The sequence below is a fragment of the Mesorhizobium sp. M7A.F.Ca.AU.001.01.1.1 genome (genome assembly GCF_004022735.1).
Lineage (GTDB): Bacteria > Pseudomonadota > Alphaproteobacteria > Rhizobiales > Rhizobiaceae > Mesorhizobium > Mesorhizobium ciceri.
Genome location: NZ_RZPF01001089.1, coordinates 1 through 1,343 on the forward strand (window position 1 = coordinate 1; position 1,343 = coordinate 1,343).

1 protein-coding gene is annotated in these 1,343 nt (G+C 65.7%); it reads left to right on the forward strand.

The window, feature by feature from the left end; translation table 11 throughout:
* The coding region (ptsP, locus tag EN884_RS36080) for a phosphoenolpyruvate--protein phosphotransferase (RefSeq protein WP_128361134.1) at positions 1–1,343 on the forward strand (1,343 nt) is incomplete at both ends.

A 1,343-nucleotide genomic window follows, 5' to 3' on the forward strand; every position in this document is an offset into this window, starting at 1 on the left:
GCGCATTTCCCACCCGATATCGCCGGACAGGGCCGCATGTTGCGGGCCGAGGAGATAAAAGGCGAGATCGACAGGTTCCGCACGGCTGTCGGCGCGGTCCAGGCCCGCATGGATCATGCGTTGGCGCAGGACAGCCGGTCGGCTGGAGACCGCGGCATCGTCGCCGCGCTGCGCGATATCGCCGCCGACGACAGCCTGACTGGTGAGGCCGAGGGCCTGATCAAGGGCGGCAACGACGCGGTTTCCGCCGTCATCACCGCCGCCTCCACCATTGCCGCCGAATTCAGCGCCGTCGACGATCACTATCTCAACGCGCGGGCAGATGATGTCCACGCCGTTGGGCGGCAGATTTGCCTGGTGTTGCTGGGCCAAGACGATGTCAGCCTCGAAAACATCCCCGAAGGGGCTATCCTGATCGCCGACGACATCGGCGCCTGGGATCTGGCACGCGCGCCGCTGAAGCGTATCGGCGGCGTGGTGTGCGGCCATGGCGGCGCCACCTCGCACATCGCCATCATCGCGCGCTCGCACGGCATTCCGGCAGTGCTCGGCCTCGGCGACCAGGTCAATGCCTTGCGTACCGCGCGAGACGTCGCGCTCGACGGCAATGCCGGCCATGTGATCATCGACCCCGACGAGGCGACCCGTGCCGATTTCGCCGGCCGCGTCGAAGCGGCGGCAAAGGAGCGCGCCGGGCTGACCGTCTTCAAGACGGTGACGCCGAAGCTCGCCGACGGCAGGATCATCGAGGTGGCGGCCAATATCGGCTCACTCGAGGAAATCGAAGCGGCGCAAGAGGCTGGTGCCATGGGCATCGGCCTGTTCCGCACCGAGCTTTTGTTCATGCGCCATATGCATCTGCCCTCGGAAGACATGCAGGCCGAGACCTATGCGGCGCTGGCCAAGGCTTTTGCGCCTTATCCGGTCATTGTGCGCACGCTCGACATCGGCGGTGACAAGCCGATTGCCGGCATCGAATTTCCCGACGAGGAGAATCCCTTCCTCGGCTGGCGCGGCATCCGCATGTGTCTCGACCGGCCCGACATCTTCAAGCGCCAACTGCGGGCGCTGCTGCGCGCAGCCGTGCACGGCAACATCAAGGTGATGCTGCCGATGGTGTCCGACCTCTCGGAGGTCAGGCAGACGCGCGTGCTGGTCGACGAATGCACGGCCGAGCTGAAAGCCGAAGGCGTGCCGCACGCATCATTCGATCTCGGCGTCATGATCGAAACCCCGGCCGCCGTGCTCATCGCCCCGGCGCTGGCCAAGGAGGTCGCTTTCTTCTCGATCGGCACCAACGATCTGACCCAGTACATCATGGCCGCCGACCGGCTCAATCCGAC